The 22911-nt window shown below is 38.4% G+C and carries 18 protein-coding genes and 2 pseudogenes; 4 read left to right on the forward strand and 16 right to left on the reverse strand.

The genetic code is table 11. The annotated features are described in order from the left end of the window. Position 1 precedes the first annotated feature (1 nt). Complete coding sequence (locus JP39_RS10315) at positions 2-814, forward strand: ABC transporter permease subunit (protein ID WP_041501149.1); 813 nt, start codon at positions 2-4, stop codon at positions 812-814. Between the two features lie 98 nt (positions 815-912). Continuing rightward, positions 913-1545 (forward strand): annotated as a pseudogene (locus JP39_RS10320) (ABC transporter ATP-binding protein); the annotation flags it as partial. Between the two features lie 267 nt (positions 1546-1812). On the opposite strand, the gene JP39_RS10325 reads toward JP39_RS10320, so the two are convergent. After that, complete coding sequence (locus JP39_RS10325; protein ID WP_041501146.1) at positions 1813-2457, reverse strand: Crp/Fnr family transcriptional regulator; 645 nt, start codon at positions 2455-2457, stop codon at positions 1813-1815. Positions 2458-2560: 103 nt separating this feature from the next. On the opposite strand from JP39_RS10325, the gene JP39_RS10330 reads away from it, so the two are divergent. After that, positions 2561-3118, forward strand: coding sequence for a hypothetical protein (locus JP39_RS10330; protein WP_041501144.1), 558 nt, complete (start codon positions 2561-2563; stop codon positions 3116-3118). A gap of 54 nt (positions 3119-3172) precedes the next feature. On the opposite strand, the pseudogene JP39_RS10335 reads toward JP39_RS10330, so the two are convergent. Then, positions 3173-3415: pseudogene (locus JP39_RS10335) on the reverse strand (dihydrolipoyl dehydrogenase family protein); the annotation flags it as partial. 94 nt (positions 3416-3509) lie between these two features. Between JP39_RS10335 and JP39_RS10340 the strand changes: the two are divergent. Further along, positions 3510-3932, forward strand: a complete 423-nt coding sequence (locus JP39_RS10340) for a protein-export chaperone SecB (RefSeq protein ID WP_041501141.1) — start codon at positions 3510-3512, stop codon at positions 3930-3932. A gap of 33 nt (positions 3933-3965) precedes the next feature. On the opposite strand, the gene JP39_RS10345 is transcribed toward JP39_RS10340, so the two are convergent. The 14 genes from JP39_RS10345 to JP39_RS10405 form a co-directional block, all read right to left on the reverse strand. Then, entirely contained in the window at positions 3966-4493 is a 528-nt protein-coding gene (locus JP39_RS10345) for a helix-turn-helix domain-containing protein (protein WP_053085059.1), read from the reverse strand. 279 nt (positions 4494-4772) lie between these two features. Further along, the gene (locus JP39_RS12840; RefSeq protein ID WP_255312383.1) at positions 4773-4907 is read right to left on the reverse strand and encodes a hypothetical protein; all 135 of its coding nucleotides are present in this window, start codon (positions 4905-4907) and stop codon (positions 4773-4775) included. Continuing rightward, on the reverse strand, positions 4900-5883 hold the full coding sequence (locus JP39_RS10350) for an aliphatic sulfonate ABC transporter substrate-binding protein (RefSeq protein ID WP_041501140.1): 984 nt from the start codon (positions 5881-5883) through the stop codon (positions 4900-4902). Before JP39_RS10350 ends, JP39_RS12840 begins: the two co-directional genes overlap by 8 nt. Beyond that, positions 5880-7394 (reverse strand): AMP-binding protein, encoded by a 1515-nt coding sequence (locus JP39_RS10355; protein WP_041501138.1) that lies wholly within the window; start codon positions 7392-7394, stop codon positions 5880-5882. The genes JP39_RS10350 and JP39_RS10355 overlap by 4 nt, the downstream gene beginning before the upstream one ends. After that, positions 7351-8574 carry an acyltransferase gene (locus JP39_RS10360; RefSeq protein ID WP_041501136.1) on the reverse strand — a complete coding sequence of 408 codons (1224 nt, stop codon included), beginning with the start codon at positions 8572-8574 and terminating at the stop codon, positions 7351-7353. Before JP39_RS10360 ends, JP39_RS10355 begins: the two co-directional genes overlap by 44 nt. A 724-nt stretch (positions 8575-9298) precedes the next feature. Next, positions 9299-10681: an argininosuccinate lyase gene (gene argH, locus JP39_RS10365; protein ID WP_041501134.1), complete on the reverse strand. Its 1383-nt coding sequence runs from the start codon at positions 10679-10681 to the stop codon at positions 9299-9301. Further along, a complete protein-coding gene (locus JP39_RS10370) occupies positions 10678-11919 on the reverse strand; it encodes an argininosuccinate synthase (protein ID WP_041501133.1) in 1242 nt (413 codons plus the stop codon). The genes argH and JP39_RS10370 overlap by 4 nt, the downstream gene beginning before the upstream one ends. A gap of 133 nt (positions 11920-12052) precedes the next feature. Further along, positions 12053-14359 (reverse strand): glycosyl hydrolase family 65 domain-containing protein, encoded by a 2307-nt coding sequence (locus tag JP39_RS10375; RefSeq protein ID WP_041501132.1) that lies wholly within the window; start codon positions 14357-14359, stop codon positions 12053-12055. Positions 14360-14544: 185 nt separating this feature from the next. Further along, the gene (locus JP39_RS10380) at positions 14545-15444 is read right to left on the reverse strand and encodes an ROK family protein (RefSeq protein ID WP_041501131.1); all 900 of its coding nucleotides are present in this window, start codon (positions 15442-15444) and stop codon (positions 14545-14547) included. Between the two features lie 8 nt (positions 15445-15452). After that, positions 15453-16889: a 6-phospho-beta-glucosidase gene (locus tag JP39_RS10385; RefSeq protein ID WP_041501130.1), complete on the reverse strand. Its 1437-nt coding sequence runs from the start codon at positions 16887-16889 to the stop codon at positions 15453-15455. A gap of 24 nt (positions 16890-16913) precedes the next feature. After that, positions 16914-18305, reverse strand: coding sequence for a PTS sugar transporter subunit IIC (locus tag JP39_RS10390; protein WP_048699132.1), 1392 nt, complete (start codon positions 18303-18305; stop codon positions 16914-16916). A gap of 138 nt (positions 18306-18443) precedes the next feature. After that, positions 18444-19190 (reverse strand): MurR/RpiR family transcriptional regulator, encoded by a 747-nt coding sequence (locus tag JP39_RS10395; RefSeq protein ID WP_041501129.1) that lies wholly within the window; start codon positions 19188-19190, stop codon positions 18444-18446. A 13-nt stretch (positions 19191-19203) separates the two neighbouring features. Next, entirely contained in the window at positions 19204-20013 is an 810-nt protein-coding gene (locus JP39_RS10400; protein WP_041501128.1) for an SDR family NAD(P)-dependent oxidoreductase, read from the reverse strand. 452 nt (positions 20014-20465) lie between these two features. Continuing rightward, entirely contained in the window at positions 20466-22793 is a 2328-nt protein-coding gene (locus JP39_RS10405) for a glycosyl hydrolase family 65 domain-containing protein (RefSeq protein WP_041501126.1), read from the reverse strand. Positions 22794-22911: the final 118 nt, after the last annotated feature.

Raw genomic sequence — 22911 nt, forward strand, 5'->3', positions numbered from 1 at the left:
TATGGAAAAGCCAGTTGCACTTACAACGACCAAACGGAAGAAATTCACTATCCCAGTCGATAAATTTTTGCCATTCTTAATTCCAATTATCGTAATTTTATTATGGCAAGTTAGTAGTTCCTTAGGCTGGCTCTCAAGTTCCGTTTTACCCTCGCCAATTGCAGTATTCCAGGACGGAGTTGAATTGACAGTATCTGGAGAATTGCCCAAGAACCTCAGTATCAGTCTTTACCGGGCAACTGTTGGTCTGTTGATTGGTGGTGGAATTGGTTTTCTGCTGGGATTTATCAACGGCATGTCCAACACGAGTCGATTACTGTTCGATTCATCAATTCAGATGTTTCGGAATATCCCTCATTTAGCTCTTATTCCCCTAATCATTTTGTGGTTAGGAATTAACGAATCCGCCAAGATTTCTTTGGTAGCTATTGGGACAATGTTCCCCGTTTATATCAACACTTTCCACGGAATTCGTTCCGTTGATCCTGATTTGATCGAAATGGGTAAATCTTACGAATTAACTAGAAAGCAAATGTTTTTCAAAATAATTTTTCCAGCCACTTTACCACAAATTTTAGTCGGTATTCGCTACGCACTGGGCGTTATGTGGACTACTTTAATCGTTGCCGAAACAATTTCAGCTAGTTCAGGTATCGGTTATATGGCAAACAACGCCGAAGATTTCGTCGATATGGAAACCGTCATCTTATGTATCGTCGTCTATGCCGTCCTTGGAAAAATTTCTGATTTAATCGCGAAGAGTTTTGAAAGTCTCTTACTCGATTGGCAAAATACTGGAAGGAGCAATATTTAATGAAGAAAATAAATAACACAATGATTTCAATTAAAAATGTTAATAAAATATATGATAATTTAACCGCACTCCATGATGTAAATCTCGATATTAATCAAGGCGAGTTTATCGCTTTGGTCGGAATGAGTGGTGGTGGTAAAAGTACCCTACTACGTTTGATTGCCGGATTGGAACAGCCAACCGCAGGATCTGTTACCATTGACCAGACCAACTCCAAAACGTTAATGCGCGTAATGTTTCAAGAAGATCGACTACTCCCCTGGATGTCTGTTTTAGACAATTTATCATTTGGTTCAAAAAATAAAAATACTAAAGCGCACGCTCAGGAGTTACTCGAATTAGTCGAACTCAGCGATTATGCCGACCACTATCCAACCCAATTATCAGGTGGACAAAAACAACGTGTTGCCTTGGCTCGAGCACTTATGAGCCACCCTAAGATTCTATTATTAGACGAACCTCTCGGGGCTTTGGATGCTCTAACAAGACGAAAGATGCAGGATTTAATCCTCGATATTTGTCAGAAACAAAATCTAACAACTATCCTCGTTACCCACGACGTTGAAGAAGCTGCCAGAATGGCGGACCGAATTATCGTTATGAAAGATTCCACTAATTCATACGAAGAAGATTGCCCTAAGAACCGTAATGCCGGTCAAATTGGCATTGTGGCAGATCGAGTTCTCGGTGAAATTCTAGAAGAACCTAATTTGGAAAAGCAAACTGCATAACAAAAAATTGTCTCCCAATAAATTTGGAAGACAATTTTTTAATTTATATTCTATTAAAATTTAATATTTATTAAAGCCAGTAAACCTAGTCGGAAGAGATGAGAGTATTCACCCGCTATGAAAGTGGCGTTATGGCTTTAGCCATTACACCACCGGGCGTGTTGAAGCCTTGCCTGTCTTGCAAGGCTTCAACCGAGGTTCGAGACCGCACTTTGGCTCGGGCCGTTCCGCATAGTGGGCGAAATACTCTCATCTCTGGAGACGGCATTAAAGAATAGTAAACTCACGTCGATCCAATTTAATTTTATCTTCCGCGACTAATTGTTTTAACTGACGGCTGAGTGTTTCTGGGGTAATTCCTAAATACTGAGCCAACTCTTTCTTAGTAACTGGCAACTTATACGTTTGATTGCCGAATTGGCTTCGTAACTCCAACAAATAATTATATAAACGTTCCCTTGACGTCAACAAAGTATCGGTCACATCCCGTTGCTCCAACGAAGTCAACCGTTCACCCAGCACATCGACTAGTGACAAAGCCATTTCTGGATATTCTTTCAGCACATCTTTGAACGCGCTCTGTTTCAAGTAACATATCTCAGTTGGTTCGGCGGCTTGAGCAAAATTGTGATGCTCGTGGTTGGTAAATAAGGCTCCTGTTAAATCCACTTCTCGCGACCGCAACATGTAAAGTGTCCGTTCACGGTCATCATCAGCGTAACTATAAACTCGTACTCTACCAGAATCGACTATCATCAAGCGGTCATTGGGTTCTCCCGCCGAATAAATCATCTGCCCAGCCACAATCTTTTTCTGATGAACTGAAACACGTGCCAATGCTTCAATCACACTCTTTGGAGCACCTTTGAAGATAGAAACTTGTTCCACGCATTTAATCGGATCGTGTGCCATAAAATTATTTTCCCTTTCTTGACATATGTCAATTCTATTTATTCAGATTCAGTATACAATTACTTTCGTAATCAAAAAAGAAATAACTGGAGGAACTACTACCATGACTGAAAAGTATAGTGCAAAAATTGTTCCATTAAATGAAGAAAAAATTGGTACGGCAGCACACGGAACTGCCACTTTTGAAATTGAGAATGATGTAATGAAGATTCACATTTCAATGCAAGATACACCTAAAAATACTCAACATTGGGAACATTTCCACGGCTTTCCAGATGGTAAAGATGCTCAAATCGCTACTAAAGCCCAAGATGCTAATGGTGACGGATTCGTAGATTTGCCTGAGACTGAACCAGTTTCTGGTACAACTATGGTCCCATTCGATGCCGCCCCACATGACATGAACGTTCCTAACGATACATACCCAGTTTCAGACGCTAACGGAAGTTTCGAATACGAAAAAGAAGTTCCACTAAACAAGTTACAAGCTAAATTTAAAGAAGTTTTCGGGACAGACGATTTGGACTTAGATAAACGTGTTATTTATGTTCACGGTGTTCCTGAAGATTTGGATTTGCCAGATACAATTGCCGGTGCCGTTGGACACTACGATCAACACGTAACCCTACCTATCGCTGTGGGTAAAATTGTTAAAGATTAAGAAAATTAGCTATTAAAAGAGACCTCCATTGGGAGCCTCTTTTTTTTTGAAATTTTAGACCCAGATACCGCATAAATCAGTCGCAGTACTTGGATAAGTTAAGAATAAATCATGTAATCTTTTTACAGATATATTTTGTTGAATCAAAATTGCCAAGTAGTTGACCAAGTCATCAGCCGTATAACTGTAAGCTTCAGCTCCGACAACTTGTTGACTTTGACGATTAATGCTCAACTTTAAACGTGCTTGTTCGTCATGTTCTCGCTGATAATTTAACCAATGCGCTGATGACATACTTTTAACCTGATATTTATGGCAAACAAACCTATCTAAAAAGCTGTTTTTTCTTCAGCATAATGATAAGCTGATAGAAAATAGCTGGAGCCCAATTATGAATACACCGAACAAGTATTTAGAATTTGAAAATCCTACTGTTCTAAAATTCGATTTTCAAGTTAATGATGATTTTGATTTTGATGACACAATTGACGATACTGATATCAGCACACTTGTGGAAATGCCAACTGAAGATGAGATTGACTTTAATGAAGCAATTCCCGTTTATTTAACCATTTTTATCAACTACGAAAACGATAATTCACCGTATAAAATCACGGCTCGTATCCTGTCACTATTTAAAGTCTCCAACTTGTTGCCACAAGAAGATGCACTTCAAATATTGCAGGATGAAGGAGCTTCAATTCTGTTGTCATATTTACGGCCAATGGTTTCAATGATGACATCAGCCAGTGGCTTTTCAGCTATGACATTGCCAATGCTTGATTTTTCAGATGATGATGACGAAGAAGATTAAAAAAAATAAGCCCAAATAGGCTTATTTTTTTTATCAATAATTACTACCTTCCCTGATACCTTCTAAAATATCAGGAACCTCATGCATAATATACGGAACAACAATTACGACCAACAATAAAATTCCAAAAAACACTGCTTTTTTATTAAGACTTTTATTAAATACACTCCATTTGATATTGGCAGCAAAACCTATGAAAAAGATGATTCCTAGGCCGGGCAGCCAATAATCTACACTGGTAACGGTAATACCTTGGCTATATATAAAAATCAAACTGGTAATAACCAAAATGAAACCTACTGTAAAAATAGTTTCAATTTTACTCAAACCAATTTTATCGTCTTCAAATTTATTCATTAAATCCACGTCCCCTTTAATCAGTTCATCAAGAGAAATATCGAATAGTTCACTAATCGCAATCACATTACTAAAACTAGGCAACGAAGCACCATTTTCCCATTTAGAAATTGATTGCCGAGAAATCTTCAGCTTATCAGCCAATTCGTTTTGCGACATATTCCGTAATTTACGTTGTTGTTGTAATTGTTCTCCAATTCTCATATCAATATCCCCCTTGATTGACTCCAATTCTATTCGACAAAGCTGTATTTGCCGAGAACGTGACAGTTGCACTTACTTTGTAAGGTAAATTATACCGTTATGATATCGTTATAAAATATGATACAGAATAAGACATCGCTTTTAAATAGCTATTTTCTATAAGTCTGTTATAACCAACTAAACTAGCCGGAGGTCGCAAGAGAATTCACCCGCAGTGAAAGTGGAGTTGGGGCTTTAGCCCTTACTCCACAGGACGACTTTTGAGACGCGGTTTTCGGCTCAAAAGCGAGATTCGAGACCGCTCCCTGGCTCGGACCGGTCCCACAGCAGGCGAAATTCTTTTGCGACCTCCGGCGGCATCCTAAACAAAAAAGCCAACTCGTTGAGTTGACCTTCATCTTTAATTTTATTCATTTTTATAATCTCCTGAATCACTAATTGTGACTTTATTTTCAATTAAACCTTCTGAATAGAATAAATCAGCAATTTGCTGTTCTTCTTTGGCGTAAGTACTGTTCATCGCGCTAATACCATAAGTCCTGCGTTCAACCATCTTCTTAACCACTTTCTTTGACACTTTCAATGACTTACTCATCATCGTTATCAATTCACTGTGATGGTTATTGGCCCACTGCATATCTTCTTCAAGATACTTAATTAGGTACTTGGAAACCTCAGTATTATCTTTTGCATAACTTTGCATGGCTAAAACGTAATCACGATTATTCGTAATTCCGACACCATTGGTCAAAAGTTTGGCATTTTGTGTAATTTCAGCTTGAGAAGTATATGGATCCCATGTCGCCCACGCATCAACTTTACCCTTGGAGAAAGCAACGCTGGCACTGGATTGGTCCATATTGACCCAAGTAATGTCACTGGCACTAAGTCCAGCATTTTTCAGAGCAGCTAATAGCATGTACTGTGAGCTAGTTCCCTTGGTATAAGCGACTTTCTTACCTTTCAAATCTTTGATTGATGAAATACTTGAACTATTTTTAACCAGAATTCCTGAACCCTTGGCTTTTGAGGAACCTGCTGCAACATAGGTTAACTTCGTTCCAGTCGAGAGTGCAGAAACAGGCGGTGTATCACCAGTTCTTGCGTAATTGATACTGCCTGCCTTCAATGCTTGCATCAAAGAATTTCCATCTTGAAATTCTTTCCAGACAACTTTGTATCCTTTAGTCTTCATCTTTTTAACGAATTTGCCACGTTCTTTGGCAATATCGAAAGGATCACCCTTTTGATAACCAATCGTCACAGTCTGTAAGTCTGAACTAGCAGCTCCGGCGTCAGTCTGTTTGAATCCATAAATGGCAATGGCTGCCCAGAAAACTAACACCACACTGATGATTAACTTTTTAAATTTTTTCTGTTTTTTACTCATCCGACGCTCCCTACTAATGACAATACTTGTTCACGTAATTTCAAACGAATCACTTTACCCGTAGCGTTACGAGGATAATCTTTCACAAAATAAATTCGTGTCGGCTGTTCATAATTAGCCAATGTTTCTCTGGCATGAGCTAGAATCTTTTGGCGCTCTAGGGATTCTTCTTGCATACCTTGGCTGATAACTACTGCCGTGACCGCCTCACCATAGAGTGCATCCGGGGTCCCAATCACTGACACTTCTTTGACAAAATTCAACTGACTGAGTGAATTCTCGACCTGTGCTGGAGCAACTTTTTCGCCACCATGATTGATAATATCTTTCTTACGACCTTTGACAAACAGGTAACCATCTTCGTCCAAATATCCAAGATCACCAGTCAAAAACCAACCATCTTTGAAAGAATTTGGATGTGATTCGAGATAATCGCTAATTACATGATCGCCACGAACAACGATTTCACCAATTTGATTAGCGACCGTCATAATCTTTCCATCATTCATAATTTGAACGTCAGTTTTAAACGCCTTACCGGCAGAACCCACTTTGGGAGCGTCGAATGGATTGATCGTACATTGGCTGGCTGTTTCAGTCATGCCGTAGCCTTCCAAAATTCTAGTATGGAAACGAGTTTGGAACGCAGTTAGTTTATCAAGTGGTAAAGCAAATGATGAACATCTGGCGAAACGTAATCTGATGTCATCGCTGTAATTTTCGTTAGCCTTTTGGTTGATCAACAAGATGTTGACGATAGTTGGTACTACTGAAACCCATGTAACGCCGTTATCTCGGACTTGATTCCAAAATTTAGAAGCACTGAATTTGTCAGCAATCACAATCTTGCCACCAGACAATCTAGTCGAAAGAATTGAAACTGCCTGCGCATTGATATGAAACATTGGCATGACAACCATCGTCGTATCAGCGGCAGTCATTTGATGACTTTCAATATCATGCTCAACTCCGTTCAACAAAATTCGATGTGTTAAACCAACACGCTTAGGCTTTCCAGTCGTTCCAGAGGTGTTCATAATCAATGCTAAATCGTCTTCCTCAGGAATACCGGCATCATTACCCATCAACTTACGGTCACGGATAATGTGCAATAAAGGATACGTCTGCAAATGTAACGCCGTTACAATCGCCAATCTGTCATCTAAAGCAGCATCCACTAATTCTTGACCAACAATCGAAGCTACATATTCATGTTCAGCAAGTTCTTGTTGTAACTCGAGTTCTGGAGTCGTTGCTGCAATTGGATGCATAACCGCACCAACTTCCCACAATGCCTGCGTAATAACCGGATAAGCGGCCGTATTTGGTAAGCAAACTAGTACTGCATCGCCACGACCAATGTGTAAATCCAGAAATACATCACGCAATGAACGTACATCATCTGCTATTTCATAACCATGAAACCAACGGTTCATTTTTTCGTCTTTAATGACTTTTTCACTCATATTATTCTCTAATTGCTTGTTTAATTGATTCGTTATTTTTGACATTTTCTTTTACTCCTTTAGCTTCTTTTCTAGCTTTACTAAGGTGCCATTGGGGACGTCCAATCAAAACTCCAAATGGTGGGACTTTGTAGCAGAACCACGAAATTAAGAACGCTCCGCCTAAAACGAATGCATACCCAAACGGCAATAATAACAACATAACGACTGATGGAACTTTGATAACACTGAGAATGCCGTACAACAATGTTATAGGAATCGTCTGTGTCAAATAAATCCCGAAGGATACTTTGGACATATTTTTAATAATTCGGTCGATCCATTGTGGTAATCCCTTTTCTCGAGCATGCGCGTATTGCCGCCCAATCCAGAAAACAAAGGCAATCATAAAGACGTCATAAATAAAAATATATGGTTGATGAATTGATTCAGTCGCACTCATACTCAGCTTCAAAATTTTTAGATTACCGAAGAATAAGGCAACGGTTCCCAAAGCGAGAACCAATGTAGACCAGCCAATGACTCGGTGATTTTTTTCAATAAAACGGTCAACTTCATCGTAATGGATGGCAACGAATGCTCCAGCGATAAAGTAGAATTGATAAACTAAAATATTCATTCCGTAAGCTCTAAATAAATACCACCAGCTGCTCCGATCAACACCAGGCAACCAATACTTGATTCCAATTACCAGCAACAACTGAATCAAAGCACTACCTACCAAAATGGCAATATGATGATTTTTCAACTTCTTAAACATGTAAACCAACAGTGGAAAAATCAAATACAACTGAAACGTCACTAAAATGTAGTACATATAATATTTATTTCCGTGAATGATTGCATCAAATAAATTTTTAAAGTAATTCGGCCAATTCAATGCGACACCAGCCGTAATCGTTGCGAACCACATCATAATGGCATTCCAGCCAACATAAGGAATCCCAACGCTGATATAACGTTTCTTCCAAAAATTGAACCAATGCGGTTCTTTATTGTAATAATTAAGTACCAAAACGAGCCCAGTCATAAACATAAAACCCATTCTAGTAAAATGAAGTGCCAAATGAGTTGCTTCAAGAAGAAGCTCACTGCCAGATCCGCTACCAACGTTATTTTTAAAGGCAGTTGTCGTATGATTCAACAACACACCACCGATAAAAATCACACGCATCAGATCAACTTCATGGAGATATCTTTTCTTCTTTACTCTTCCTTGCGTCAAAAGTTCACCTCTGTTTGTTAAATATGCCGCCTCCACAGCGGGTGGAATTTTCTCGCACTCGGAGACTTGTTTGACTAGATTTTTTGATTCATATAATTAATGAAACTAAGCATTTTTTTATTTCGTTCAAAAGCATATATAAGTTATAGCACCCCGTTGGTATTAGGGTCTTGATGATTGAATAAGGTTAATATAAGAAAATCTTAGAGAGCGAAACAAGGGCGGTCAGCTCCCGAGCATTTTTGTAGATAAGTAAATCGCACGCAAAATCGGCATGCAATTTACTTATCTACAAAAAGCGGAAGAAGTTGCCCTTGTGTAGCTCGTTTTAGAGCCACTGCCTATATAACTCTCAGATACTTAAAAACAAAAAAATAGATGAATCCTCCCAACCAATCAGGAAAAATTCATCCAATAATCAAATACCATCAAACCAAATCAACTAAATATTTTTAAAGTCCAAATGACCCGATTTTATATAAAAACCCAGCCTCCGGGTGACAGTGATGGAGCCAGCAGTGGAAAGTGTCGTTAGAACGAGCGAACTTCTCGTTCTTACAACACTAGGACGACTTTTGAGACGTGGGCTTCGGCTCAAAATCGAGGCCCGAGACCGCCTTTCGGCTCGGACCGGTCCCAACTTGCAGGCTGCAATCACTGTCACCCGGAGGCGGCATATTTCAATACAAAAAATGGAGTCCCATAAAAGAGGACTCCAAAATCATTATTCAGCTAATTCAGTTCGAGCCCGGTCAATCTGGGCTAAAACTTGTTGGAAGCCTGTCCCGCCAAAAGAATTTCTTCTCTCGACAGCAACTTCCGGCTTCAAAACATCATAGACATCTTCTTCAATCAAAGGTGATATCTGTTTAAATTCTTCCATTGAAATATCTTGCAAATTCTTACCAGTCTGGAGGCCTTTCAAGACTAATTCACCCACGATGCCATGAGCTTGTCTGAAAGGAATTCCCTTCGTAGCCAAATAATCTGCTAATTCAGTGGCGTTTGAAAAATCGTGAGTCGTTGCCTTGTACATGTTCTCTTTTTTAACCTTCACAGTTGAAAGCATCCCGTTGAAAACTCTCAAAGCTGGCAGAATAGTTTTGACAGTATCAAAAACGCCCTCTTTATCCTCTTGTAAGTCTTTGTTATAAGCCAAAGGCAAGGATTTCATTGTTGAAAGTAAACCTAAGAGATGTCCAAAGACACGTCCACTTTTACCACGGATCAACTCAGCCATATCAGGATTCTTTTTCTGAGGCATGATTGAGCTTCCCGTTGTATATTTGTCACTCAATTCCAAATAATTGAACTCGTAACTGACCCACATACTCAATTCTTCGCAAAAACGTGATAGATGCATCATTAGAATTGACGAATTGCTGAGAAATTCCAATGCAAAATCACGGTCTGACACGGCGTCCAACGAATTATTATAGACTTCAGAGAAGCCTAATTCGTCAGCCGTAAATTGACGATCAATTGGAAAAGTAGTTCCAGCCAACGCTGCGGCTCCAAGTGGTGAAATATCAGTGTGTTTTTGATTGAATTCAAAACGTTCGACATCTCGCTTGAGCATTGAGTAGTAAGCCATCAAATAATGACCATAAGAGATTGGTTGGGCGTGCTGTAAATGCGTATAACCAGGCATAATCGTCTCGACATTATCAGCCGCCAAGTTAACCAAAGTCTTTTGTATCGTCTTAATTTCTTCGATAATCTGTGGCAAACGTTTCTTAACATATAAGTGAAAATCCGTTGCTACTTGATCATTTCGGGAACGACCAGTATGTAATTTACCCGCTACTGGTCCAATACGGTCAGTTAAAATACTTTCAATATTCATATGAATATCTTCGTTTTCAACTGTAAAATGTAATTTATTTTGGTGCAGGTCAGCTTGAATGCTTTCCAAACCAGCGACAATCTGTTGCACATCTTCAGGGCTTAAAATGCCCGTCTTCTGCAACATTTTCACGTGAGCCAAAGAGCCTTCGATATCTTCATCGGCCATCAACTGATCGAAACTGATTGAGGCACCAAACTCGTCTACCCATGAGTCGGCTTGAGCGGAAAATCTTCCACCCCAAAGTTTGGCTGTGCTCATTGGTTAACTCCGTCTTTATGTGCTTCAGCTTGTTTTGCCTCAGCTTTAGCAGCAACTTGAGCGGAAACCTGTGTTGGTAGTCCCCAAAGTTTGATAAATCCTTGGGCAGCCTCTTGATCGAAGGAATCGGCTGAAGTATAAGTAGCCAAATCTTTATCATAAAGTGAATTTGGTGACTTACGTCCTTGAACCCAAACTGTACCCTTAAATAGCTTTAATTTAACAGTTCCGTTAACCATCTTTTGACTTTCATGCAAGAATGCCAACAATGAATCCATCAATGGTGAGAACCACAAGCCATTGTAAATTGTGTCGCTTAATTCTTTTTCAATATATGGCTTGAAATGCGCTAAATCACGTTCCAAAGTCAAATCTTCCAACTCTTTGTGAGCCTTCAATAATACTGCTGCGGCGGGTGTTTCGTAAACCTCACGAGACTTGATACCAACCAAACGGTTTTCAATGTGATCAATTCTACCGATACCATTTTCACCAGCAACGATGTTCAATTCCTGAATCATATCAGAGAATTTCATCTTTTCGCCGTCTAATGTAACGGGAACGCCATGTTCAAATTCAATTTCAATACTTGTTGGTTCGTCAGGTGTCTTTTCGATTGGAGTCGTAATATCAAAAGCATCTTCAGGAGCCTCATTCCAAGGGTCTTCTAGAACGCCACATTCATTAGCACGACCCCAAATATTGGCGTCGATTGAGTATGGTGAGTCCAAATCGATTGGAATAGGAATATTGTTTTCCTTGGCAAATTCAATTTCTTCCTCACGTGACCAGTGCCAATCACGGACAGGACCAAGCACTGTCATTTCTGGAGCCAAAGCGTGGATGGCAACTTCAAAACGAACTTGATCGTTACCTTTTCCGGTACAGCCATGGGCAATGGCAACTGCATCATTTTCTTTGGCAATTTCTACTAATTTTTTACTAATAAGAGGTCGGGAAAGAGCAGAGAGAAGCGGATAGATACCTTCATAGAGGGTATGTCCTTGTAAAGCCACGAGGGCGTAATCATCGGCGAATTCATCCAAAGCGTCAATGGCGATAGCATCAACTGCACCAGCATCAATCGCCTTGTTCTTGATAAACTCAAGATCTTTTCCTTCACCAACGTTAATACAACATGCAATCACATCGTATCCTTTATTCTTTAACCACGGAATGGCCACTGATGTGTCCAATCCACCGGAATATGCTAAAACTACTTTATTTGTCTCTGTCATAATATTGTCTCTCCTCTTTATTAGAAAAAAATTAATTTATGAAAAAGATACTATCATCTTCCAAAGTGTTTTACAACAGTTAAATTAGAGAAAGATTAAATAATTTAATCTCTTCTAATCTGTGAAAAATATCTCAAATCTCTATCAGCACACGTTCTTGGGGCTCTACATGATAAATGTGGTCATGATAGATAAATTTAATTTTCCCATCAGAAATTACGGAAAAGTAAGTTTGTGTGACCAAAACATCGACTTTATTTCCACGCCAAATCAATGAAAACTTCAAATGTTTCCAAGTACTGGGAATATGTGGTTGAATTCGTAAGCCATCTTTGACAGCACGGATGCCGCCGAAACCTTCAATGACGATTTTCCACGTCCCAGCTAGTCCGGCCATATGAACTCCCTTCACAGAGGAACCCATGTTGGTACCTAAATCAATCTGACAATTCTTTTCAAAATAGTCAAACGCCCGGTCGTAAAGACCGATATCATTGGCCAAAATTGCATGGGTTGAAAACGATAATGAAGAGTCATGAATCGTCTTCGGTTCATAGTAATCCCAGTTTTGCTTGATAATATTTTTTGGAAGTTCATCTTCGAATAGTAATAGCAACAGTAAAACATCAGCCTGCTTGGTAACTTGGAGCTTGTCCAATTGTTTTAGATCAAAATCTTTGAAAATTTCGGAGATGTTATCAGAGGTTCGATATTTATTAACATTAATTTTTTTATATGATAAATAATTGTCATCTTGAGCAATAATTCCATTTTCATTGGGAGCTGGCAAATAGAGCATCGATGATTTCTCAATTAACTCTTTGACTAATTTCTTCATATCAAATTTTTTATTCAATCGACTATACGTTATCAAATCATTTTGACGTAAATCAGTAATAATCTCAGCACCCTTACGCATACACCAGTGAACCATGTAATTTGTGAAAGCATTATTGTTGGCATGTTCCTTGTACTCATCTGGTCCAATCACATCGGTGATCTCAAAATGATTGATTTCACTGTTCCAAGTAACACGACTGGCCCAAAATTGGGCACACTGCAAAATAATTTCATAACCCATTCGTTTAGCAAAGCTGTAGTCACCCGTATTTTTAATGTATTGATACACGCCAAAAGCCACGTCCGCTGTCACATGTATTTCAGTCGAGCCAGACAAAATTTTCATCGGTTCACCGGTTATAATATCGGCACTTCCCCACAATGGAGCTGATTCAGCATCTTCTGGCATAGCAGCTTCCCACGGATATTGCGCACCTTGATAACCACCTTGGCGAGCTTTTTTTTGAGCACCAATTAAATTCAAATAACGATAAATCAACAGATTATGAGCATAGGACGGAATATTTAACATGAAAAACGGCAACATAAAAATTTCGGTATCCCAAAAAGCATGACCTTTGTAACCTTCACCAGTCATCCCTTTGGCACCAATATTTTTACTGTAATCACAAGGCGCATTGGCAAACAGTTGATACCGCGCATAATTGACGGCAATTTGGGGCTTATTATTATGTGAAGCTATCTCCACAAAACTATCCTGCCAAATTTTTTCTTCCCAAACATGCGACGAAGCCTCCAATAATTTCTGATACGATTCTCGTCCTACATGCTTCAACTGACACAAGCAATCCATCGAAACATTGTCTTTTAAATCCTGGTCATTGCTGGCAAAAACATTGGCATACTTAACGAAAGTCAAACATTGATCCTTTTCAACATCAATCGAATAGTTGGCAAAAATCTGACGTCGCTCTATTTGTAACCGAGGATTCAGCGTCAATTCGGTCGCATTCAAAAAGAGTCGATGGTATTCAGTTAAGGCAAATTTCACTAAAGAATTCTGCGTCTGTGTCTGCATTTGTACGAACCGAGCATTGAATAATCGCTTAGTCCCTTCGACAAAATGTTGCGTTCCACCATTAGTCTGTTGCCCATCGATTCCAGATTTTATCTGTAACCTGACATTGTCAGACAGCGGCGTAACTTTAACTTCCGACACAAATAAATGACAATTATCCATCGAGACAAAACGTCTAAATTCAAAATGAAGTTTATCTTTTCCATTCAGCCAATCAAATGAACGAACAATTTCACCATTGTGGAGATTTAATCCTCGCTGATAGTTGGTGGTTTCGCCATGGTTCAAACTCAATAACTTCCCATTTACCATGATTTCAATATTAACGATATCAGGTAAATTGGGGAGTTCAGTCGCTTCATTCTTAAATTTATCAAAGGTTCCTAAAACGAACATATCTCGTTTTTCATTTAAATAATGTTCTTCCAAAGAACCTCGGATTCCTAAATAACCATTGCCTTGGAACATCAGAGATTCATATTTACTCAGATGTGGCGTATCCGGATTAGTAACTCCAATCCACCAATCATCATCTTTTTTTGTCGCAATTCCAAATAGCATTGAAACCGCCTCTTTTGTTGTTTAAATATATAAGGTTTGTCTATCGTGCCGTCTCCAGAGTCTAAAACACAAATTATTTTCTGCCTTACAGTAATAATTAAACACAATATAATGACTAGACTAAAAAAAGACAATCAAAACGACGTGAATTTCTCACATGCATTCTGATTGTCTTATTTATACTTCTAAGCATTAATTAGTTGATAAACGGCACCTATCATTCCTGCATCATTCTTCAACTTTGCAGCTTTGACAAGTGGTAAATCTAAATTTTTAATACTATTATGTGTTTTTTTAATTTCTTCAATGGTCTTATTCAGTGTATCTATAAACTCAGTATTAGCACTGATACCACCGCCAATAATCACTGTGGCTGGATCAAAGGAAACCTCTAAATTAATAATTCCTTTAGCCAAACTGTGATAATAACTCTTCAAGATACTCTTGGCCAATACTTCTCCGGCATCTGCACGCTGGAAAATAACTCGGGCGTCATCAACTGGTTGGTCACTATACTGATTGTATCTTCTGATTAGTCCAATTACAGTTGCTCCACGGAAGTTAAGACTCCCCATTTCAACATCAATATCATCATCTTCAACAATCATCCAACCAAACTCACCCGAACGAGCGTGAGCTCCACGATAAATTTGATCATTGATCACTAATGCTCCACCAACGCCGGTCCCCAAAACTAAACTTAAATAATCATGAACTCCTTGAGCAGAGCCAAGCCACTTTTCGGCAATGGCTGCTGCGTTAGCGTCATTTTCAATCTTAACGGGCAAACCGGTCTTATCTTCTAATATGTCTTTGAGATTGATTTCATAAAAGCACTTCACTGCGCCGGCCGTCGTTAAATATCCATCTGCCTGAACAACACCTGGCATACTGACACCAATACCTGCTAAATTTGAGTCAATTGCCTTCATATTGTCAACTGCATCAAGCAAATCAGACAATAATTCGGCTTTATCTTCAGCTTTAGTTTTAAAACTATTTTTATTCGAAACAACACCATTTTCATCGACTAGACCATATTTAACAGATGTACCGCCAATATCGATTCCAATATATTTTGTCATATTATTGCCTACTCTATTTCTGAACCGTTATGTTTGATAACGTCTTGGAACCAATAGAAGGAATCTTTTCGATAGCGTTCCAATGATCCGGTTCCATCGTCATTCTCATCAACATAAATCATGCCATAACGTTTCGACATTTGGCCTGTACTTGCGGCTACTAAATCAATACATCCCCAAGGTGTATAGCCAATTAGATTAACACCGTCTTCAAGGACAGCCTTTTTCATTTCACGAATGTGATTATTCATATAAGCAATACGATAATCATCGTGAATTTGGTTATCTTCAGTCTTTTTATCCACTGCACCTAAACCATTTTCAACGATAAATTGTGGCAAATGATAGCGATCATTGAACCAATTGAGCGCATAACGTAGTCCAACTGGATCAACTTGCCACCCCCATTCACTTGCTTTCACGTAAGGATTCTTTACTCGGTCATGACTCTCATTATATTCAAGTTTACCGGTATCTTTAACAGTAAATGACATGTAATAACTGAACCCAATATAATCAACTGTACCCTCACGTAAATCCTTTAAATCATCTTCGGTAATGTCTAAATCAAATTTACGTTCTTTGAAATGATTGAATAACCATTGTGGATAAAAACCATTAGCATGAACATCAGCGAACCAAAATCTTGTTTGCATAGCTCGTTGAGCAAAGAGGACGTCCTCTGGTTTTGAAGTTAGTGGATAAATTGGTGTCATTGCAATCATGCATCCAATTTGAAAGTCTGGATTAATTTCATGCCCAATTTTAACTGCTTTGGCACTCGCAACCAATTCATAATGTGCGGCTTGATACATTAATTTTTCATTATCTTCATCAGGCTTAGGTAAAATACCTGAATCGGTAAATAATGCATGACTAGACTCAAAGTCAGTTTGATTATTGATTTCATTAAAAGTCATCCAATATTTAACTTTATTTTTATAACGCTTGAAGACAACTGTCGCAAATTTAACGAAAAAATCAATAACTTTTCTACTTCTCCAACCACCATACTTTTGTACTAAATGATATGGCATTTCAAAGTGTGACAGCGTGATAACTGGTTGAATATTATATTTTAGACATTCATCAAATAAATCATCGTAAAATTTCAAACCAGCTTCATTTGGTTGTTCATCATCGCCATTAGGAAAAATTCTTGTCCAAGCGATTGATGTTCTAAAAGCTTTGAATCCCATTTCAGCGAATAATTTAATATCTTCAGGATAACGGTGATAAAAGTCGATAGCATTGTGATTTGGATAAAATTCGTCAGAATCAATCCCATCAGTAACCTTTCTTGGAATATCATTGGCGCCAATCGTCATTACATCGGCAGTACTTAATCCTTTGCCTCCCTGATCGAATCCACCCTCAAGCTGGTGAGCTGCAACTGCACCACCCCAGAGAAATCCATCTGGAAATGCTTGTCCTTTTAAACTCATAAATAGTTATCCTCCATCAATTGCTTAGGCACCAGCTACTTCAGTACCAGTAGTTTCTTTTTTAGCGTCTTTTTCAATTTCTGCTTTCTTATCTTTTTTTGAATCTTCATCAGCTGGTGCAGCCATTCTGTTAGCTGCCAAAACGAATGGGAAGTACATCATTACAGATACAGCTAAACAAACAACACCCATGACTAGTCCTATTAAATTACCACCAGTACCTAAGAACGGCATCAAAGGCCCTGGAGTGGTCCACGACATACCTATCGCGGGCGTCGGCATCCAATTAAAGACAACAGTTACCATGTAACCAATCAAGATATTAACAACAGGTGTTAAGACGAATGGTACAGCCATAATTGGATTCAAAACAATTGGCAAACCAAACATCAAAGGTTCATTGATATTGAATAGTCCGGGTACCAAAGCCATTTTAGCGATAGTACGGTAATCCTTTCTTCTTGAAACAAGGAAGATAGCAATGATTAGACCAAGTGTCATACCACTACCACCCATATTAGCGAAAACATCATTTAGAACACCCCATGTAACACGATGTGGAACTCCCCAAACGGTACCATGAGCATTGATAAATGTTTGGTTACTTAAATCTGCTTCAGTAAAAATAATTGATCTCAAAGCGTTCAAAGTATTTGGACCATGAATACCAACTAACCATAGTAAGTTTTGAACGATAGCAATAATAATAACACCGTAGATGTTTACACCAATGTGAGTTAATGGTGTTTGAATTGTATTGTAAATAACATCATTAATACCTTGTGGTGAAACCATTTGAATAAAGTAATTCAAAACAGAAGCTAACATAATGACAATAACGATTGGAATCAAGCCATTAAATGAACGAGCAACAGCAGGTGGAACCATATCTGGCATCTTAATTTGTAACTTCTTAATTCTTGTTAACTTTGGTAAAAATTCACCAACTAAGCCACCACAGATCATGGCAACGAACAAACCTTGTGCGCCCATGTATGTAGTAGGTAGATATGTAACTCCACCCTTCATAATTGATGGTGAGTATAAAATCATGAAAACCGCGATACCTGTCATACCAACTAACATATCGTCAGCATGGAAGTATTTGGCCAAGTTTCTGGCAACTAGGTACGCAATAAAAATCGACATGATATTCATTGTCCCATTAGTTACGGAAGTCAAAAGTTTCTGAGCTTCCTCTAAGTGTGGGAAAAATTTCGGTAAGAATAAAATCTGTGCAATAAAACCTTGCTTTGAAAAAATAAGATTATTAATCAAAATAACGATTGAAGCCGCCATAGTGATTGGAAATGTATACATGAAAGCATCACGAATCGCAGCAACATGACGTTGTTCATTTAACTTAGTCGCAAACGGTACGATGTGTTTTTCCATGAAGGCATTAAAACTATTCATCATAATATTGTGTCCCCCTAATCAATTTACTCATCAAGTATAAAAAAGCGCTTACAAAATGTGAATACTTTGCAAGCGTTCTGATTATTCGTACCTGTGATATGACTGATTTTCCAAGTTAGGAACACTGTGTACCGGTTAATTTATTCGTCGAGCAACGTCTTGATTGTGCAGTTCTTTCAACAGTCCATCCACTAAATACACTGCTGGGACTTGACTTGTTAAGTCATAATACTTATGAATTCTTGTTTCCTCCACATTGTATGACAACGCATAGCGCCCAATCCTTGCAATCGGGCTCTCAATATTACCAGTAATACTTGTTAATACAGTATCTGCGGAATTAACAAAATTGTTTAACATCTCAACCAATTCTATTGTCTTTCCTGACACCGATAACGTAACTAAAACATTGTTTGAAGTGTTATGTAGTTGCTGAACCAATGGATAATATGGATCTTTCATGGCATAGCAATTAAAACCTAACGATGCCGCCTGACGTGATGCATATTCAGCAATCGCACCTGATGCACCCATGCCAATAAAAATAATATTGTCAGCGTCCAACATCAAATGAGCAACTAATTTAATCGTTTTTTCAATATCATTGGGAAAAGCATCCCTCGTAAACATTGTTAGAATATCATCATTTGAATTTTTTAAATCTTGATTTTCAGTTTGAAATGACACTTTAAATTCGGGAAAACTGCTATACCCTATTTTATGAATGAAGCGCATTACTGAAGAGTTCGACGCATGAGCCCCCGTAGCTAAATCTCTCACTCTCATGTATGGAACTTGTTCATCATGGTCGACAATATAGCGATAAATTGCCATATCCACCTCTGAAAGTTTATCTATATCTTTAAAACCAAAAAAAGCCATCTTATTTCCCCTATTATTTCATCAATAAATTCAAAGCAACTCGATATGTATTAGGCATCGTTCTAGCAACCATGACCATCCCGTGATCCATTATCGAATTGTAGTAACGACGTTTTGGACGAACATCTGTAGCGGCGCGATAAAATACTTTTGCCAAATCTTCCGATGTAGCGCCTTTACCAAGTTCCCCGAAGAGGTTCCCCAATTTATCAACTAACTCTTCATACGGAGAATCATCCAACAAATTCTTCCGAGCATTTTCGAAAGCAATCTTACTCCACTCTGATTTAGTCAAACCGGGTTGCACAATGACTGAACGGATTCCAAATCGGCGCACTTCAGTATCTAAAACATCACTCCACATATTTAATCCTGCTTTAGTTGCGTGATACCAACCGCCTAATGGACTGTAAACATTGGCCGCAATGGATGAAATATTAACGATTCGACCCGAACCTTGGTGTCTCATAAATGGCAAGACTAGTTGTGTTATTTGATCCACGCCAAACAAATTAACATCAAATTGCTTCTTAGCATTCTCAACTGGAACTTCTTCCAAAGGACCATATTCACCGTAACCAGCATTATTAATCAAAACGTCAACGTGCCCTTCTTCACTGATGACATGATCAACCAATCCACGAACAGACAACTTATCAGTTACATCCAAAGCTTGTGTGTGAATGCCTTGTTCCTGCAAATCGACTAATCTTTCCACTCGACGGGCTCCACCGTAGACCTCGAAGCCTTGTTTTTGAAAATACAAAGCTGCTGCTCTGCCCATGCCTGATGAAATCCCAGTAATGATAACCACTTTTGCCATTGCGTATTCCTCCAAATCGTATTTACTTTCATTCTAAACTATTTGATGACTCCGGTCGCCAGAAATATAGTCCTACAGTGAGGACCGAGCCGAGCCAAGGTCTCGTCTCTCGCTTTGAAGCCTTGCCACAGTCCGGCAAGTCTCCAAAGTCGCCCTGTGGTGTAACGGCTGAAGCCGTAACGCCACCTCCACTGTATGACTATATTTCTGGTGACCTCCGACTAATGTATTTTTTTATTTATAAAAATTAATATTTGAATATAAACTTATTCGATTCGGTTTTGTTAAAATTATAGACAAAAAAATCAAGCAAGCCACTAACTGCGGAATTGCTTGATTTTTAATCTCTTCTTTATTTTGAAACCCCAATAATAACTTTTTCTACTACATCTTATTAATTACAACAAATTAAACCAAACTAAAACCCATACATTAAACGAAATTATGAAACTTTATACAAATTCTTCAACAGATGTTTCAACTGCCACGTTAGAATTAGCAGCAACTTGATATGTCTGTCCATGATTGATAAATTCAACGCCTTTTCCGACTGCTTCGACAACAAGATTTTCATTATCAACACTAACTTTAACTGTGCTGCCTTGCCATTGAATTTGATATTTTAAACTCTTCCAATTATCTGGTAGATGTGGCTCAATCTTTAGTCTGCCGTTATCAATTCTCATGCCACCAAAGCCTTGAACGGTCATATTCCAAACTCCACCGCAGGCTGCCATGTGCAATCCTTGAGCGGCTTTACCAACGTGAACACCCAGGTCGGTTTCGCAGGACATTTCATATAACTTGTAAGCTTCATCAGCTAAGCCAAGGTCACTGGCCAAAATTGAGTGAATTGATAGTGATAATGATGAGTCATGTGTCGTCTTTGGCTCGTAATAATTCCAATTGCTCATCTTCACTTTATCTGTAAACATATCTTCAAATAAATATATTAATAACAAAACATCAGCTTGCTTCGTTATTTGCATATCGTTGATTTGTGACAAATTATAATATTTGAACACATTACTGATCTGATCATTAACTTTAAACTTAGAAACATCGATTATCTTCTTTGACAAGTATTGGTCATCTTCAGCAATCACACCATCGGCGTTAGGTTGTGGCACATAGATCTTATTAACTTGCTTAATCCAATCGCCATACGTCTTCTTCAAGTTCAACTTATCATTCAAATCTACGTAAAGAGCTGGATTGTCTTCCTTGATAAGATTGTAAACTTTAATAGCCTTTTGAATGCACCAACGCGCTGTAAAGTTCGTGTAAGCATTGTTATTAACGTGTTCCTTGTACTCATCTGGACCAATAACATCGTTAATTTCATAAATATCTTGAGCTTGATTATATTCCAAACGGCTACTCCAGAACTTGGCGGCATCTAAAATAATTTCAAAGCCCATCTTTTCTGCAAAATCATGGTCACCGGTCGCATTCATGTAGTCCATCAAAGCAATCACAATATCACTCGTAATATGTTGTTCGATAAAACCAGACCAAATTTTCATTGGCTTACCAGTAACAATATCGGCTGAACCCCAAAGTGGCGTTGTCTCTCCATCAGCTGGATGTGCTGCCTCCCAAGGGAATTGGGCACCTTTGTAATTATTAGCCAAAGCCTTCTTATGTGCACCTTCAAGTCCTAAATAACGATATGTCAAAAGATTTCTAGCAACTTCTGGCATGGTGAAAGTATAGTATGGCAGCATGAAAGTTTCAGTATCCCAGAAACTGTGTCCCTTATAACCTTCACCAGTAATTCCTTTAGCACCAATATTCTTACGTGGGTCATGTGGCGTATTGGCGGCCAATTGATAGCGCGCAAAGTTAATGGAAACTTGTGGCATTACGTCATCAGATTCAATTTGAACGAAACTCTTTTTCCAAATATTTTGATTCCAAACACGGGCTGATTTTTGTAACAATTCTTTATAGTTACTCAAACTAGCAAATTTCAAATCATCAACCGATGATTCGGCCATTTTATCCGCATTGTGGTGCTCATCCATACTCGTGTAAACATTGGCATATTTCACCAAAGTAAATTTTTGGTTTGCCTTCATATCAACATCGTAATTGCCAAAAATCTGACGACGTCCCATCTTCATGTAAGGCTTATTCCCCATCAAAACCTCGTCAACATACAGTTTATGTCTAACATTAAAGACAAATTTAATATGTGATTGTTGCGTTTCGGATTTCATCTGAATAAATTTGCCATCATAAAGACGCTTGTCGCCTTCCATCATATGTTGAGTCTCACTATTAGATTGCTGCCCGTCAATCCCCGATTGAACCTTAACATTGATGTCCTTATCAGACGTAATTTCTACCTTTGAAACGAAAAGATGCTTATCTTTCATGGAAACAAAACGGCTATATTTAAAATTAACGCGTTTATCATTGATGATCCAATCAAAATTACGTGTTAATTCACCGTTCTTCAAATTTAAACTCTTCTGATAATTTTCAACTCGACCTGTACTCAAAGACAAAGGCATGTCATCAATTTGAATTTCCATATTCAAAATATCAGGCAAGTTTGGTAATTCAGTAACTTCACTTGGAAAGGCATCGAAAGTCCCCGAAACAAACATATTGCGTCGTTCATTCAATTGCCGTTCCTCAGAAACTGCCCGCATCCCCATGTAGCCATTGCCTTGAAACATCAACGTTTCAAGCTTGTTAATCATCTTCGGATCATAGTTATTAACTCCGATATACCAACTGTTTTTCTTATCAGTATTCACGCAAAATTTCATTTTATCATCTTCCAATCAAAAAGAATATTTTGACACAAATACTGGTAATGTCGTTAACATGTTTAAACTTCCTCAAAACTATTATAAACGATTTTATTATAAATATGAAAAAATTCAC

This window comes from Companilactobacillus heilongjiangensis (assembly GCF_000831645.3).
Taxonomy (GTDB): Bacteria; Bacillota; Bacilli; order Lactobacillales; family Lactobacillaceae; genus Companilactobacillus; species Companilactobacillus heilongjiangensis.

Excerpts from the sequence above, each read along its gene's own strand:
- JP39_RS10325 (WP_041501146.1), bottom strand. The coding sequence starts at position 2,457 with ATGGCACACGATCCGATTAAATGCGTGGAACAAGTTTCTATCTTCAAA.
- JP39_RS12840 (WP_255312383.1), bottom strand. The coding sequence starts at position 4,907 with ATGAATAAAATTAAAGATGAAGGTCAACTCAACGAGTTGGCTTTTTTG.
- JP39_RS10375 (WP_041501132.1), bottom strand. The coding sequence starts at position 14,359 with ATGCTATTTGGAATTGCGACAAAAAAAGATGATGATTGGTGGATTGGA.
- JP39_RS10345 (WP_053085059.1), bottom strand. The coding sequence starts at position 4,493 with ATGAGAATTGGAGAACAATTACAACAACAACGTAAATTACGGAATATG.
- JP39_RS10405 (WP_041501126.1), bottom strand. The coding sequence starts at position 22,793 with ATGAAATTTTGCGTGAATACTGATAAGAAAAACAGTTGGTATATCGGA.
- JP39_RS10385 (WP_041501130.1), bottom strand. The coding sequence starts at position 16,889 with ATGAGTTTAAAAGGACAAGCATTTCCAGATGGATTTCTCTGGGGTGGT.
- JP39_RS10350 (WP_041501140.1), bottom strand. The coding sequence starts at position 5,883 with ATGAGTAAAAAACAGAAAAAATTTAAAAAGTTAATCATCAGTGTGGTG.
- JP39_RS10390 (WP_048699132.1), bottom strand. The coding sequence starts at position 18,305 with ATGAATAGTTTTAATGCCTTCATGGAAAAACACATCGTACCGTTTGCG.
- JP39_RS10340 (WP_041501141.1), top strand. The coding sequence starts at position 3,510 with ATGAATACACCGAACAAGTATTTAGAATTTGAAAATCCTACTGTTCTA.
- JP39_RS10330 (WP_041501144.1), top strand. The coding sequence starts at position 2,561 with ATGACTGAAAAGTATAGTGCAAAAATTGTTCCATTAAATGAAGAAAAA.
- JP39_RS10315 (WP_041501149.1), top strand. The coding sequence starts at position 2 with ATGGAAAAGCCAGTTGCACTTACAACGACCAAACGGAAGAAATTCACT.
- JP39_RS10370 (WP_041501133.1), bottom strand. The coding sequence starts at position 11,919 with ATGACAGAGACAAATAAAGTAGTTTTAGCATATTCCGGTGGATTGGAC.
- argH (WP_041501134.1), bottom strand. The coding sequence starts at position 10,681 with ATGAGCACAGCCAAACTTTGGGGTGGAAGATTTTCCGCTCAAGCCGAC.
- JP39_RS10395 (WP_041501129.1), bottom strand. The coding sequence starts at position 19,190 with ATGGCTTTTTTTGGTTTTAAAGATATAGATAAACTTTCAGAGGTGGAT.
- JP39_RS10355 (WP_041501138.1), bottom strand. The coding sequence starts at position 7,394 with ATGTCAAAAATAACGAATCAATTAAACAAGCAATTAGAGAATAATATG.
- JP39_RS10400 (WP_041501128.1), bottom strand. The coding sequence starts at position 20,013 with ATGGCAAAAGTGGTTATCATTACTGGGATTTCATCAGGCATGGGCAGA.
- JP39_RS10380 (WP_041501131.1), bottom strand. The coding sequence starts at position 15,444 with ATGACAAAATATATTGGAATCGATATTGGCGGTACATCTGTTAAATAT.